At 75.1% G+C, this 847-nt stretch carries 1 protein-coding gene; it reads right to left on the bottom strand.

Going from position 1 to position 847, the window contains the following annotated elements:
- A partial coding sequence (locus DCS98_RS22430) for a response regulator transcription factor (RefSeq protein ID WP_241038613.1) occupies positions 1-672 on the bottom strand: 672 nt, incomplete at its 3' end.
- Between the last annotated feature and the right edge of the window lie 175 nt (positions 673-847).

The raw sequence follows: 847 nt of genomic DNA, 5'->3' as shown, positions 1-847 counted from the left end.
CGCACCGAGCTTGCGGAAGAGCCGGCGGGCGTGGGTCTTGATGGTGTCCTCGGACAGGTAGAGCTCCCGGCCGATCTGGGCGTTGCTCTTGCCCTGGCTCATGCCGGTGAGCACCTGCATCTCGCGCATGGACAGGCTCGCCTGCGGCGCCGCCTCGCGGACCGTCGAGCGGACCGTGGTCGGGGCGGAGCCGGCCAGCGGAGCGGCACCGCTCCACGCGGGGACTCCGTTCGACTGGGCGGACGCGACCTGCTGCGGGATCCGCCCGCCGTCGGCGCGCAGCCCGACGCGGGACAGGCCCAGGCCCATCTCGATCGGGCTGGCGTCCCAGCGCAGGTACCCGCGGGCACCGAAGGCGACGGCGGCGCGGACGCTCTCGGCGTCGTCAGGGGCACCGAGCACCAGGACCGGCAGACCGGGGTAGGCGCGCAGCGCCTGGGTGGCCGCGCTCAGCCCGGTGTCGACCGCCCGCTGGGTGCCGACGATCAGCACGTCGGGCGACCGGGTGGCCAGCCGGGACATCAGCGAGGCGGCGTCGGCCACGACCTCGACCCGGCCGACGAAGGGCAGCGCGACCAGGCGCGAGGCGACGTCGTCCCGGACCCGCCGGCGCTCGTCGTACACCCACACCGTGGCGCCGTTGACCGGCGCCCGCATCCTGTCCTCGATCACGTCGTGCTCCTCGCTCCCCCCGACGGCGTCGCCGGGCCCTCCCGGGTCGGGGAACACCCCGCCGGTGACGCACGTCCCGGGGGTGGATCCCCACCGGAACCGCTGCGTCCAGAACCCACCTTGATCGACACGAACGGGCTACGACAGCGGCCCTCACCCCGCGGGGTGAGGGCCG

This window comes from Blastococcus litoris, assembly GCF_003075095.1.
Lineage (GTDB): Bacteria > Actinomycetota > Actinomycetes > Mycobacteriales > Geodermatophilaceae > Blastococcus_B > Blastococcus_B litoris.
This window is presented reverse-complemented; position numbering and strand designations above follow the sequence as displayed.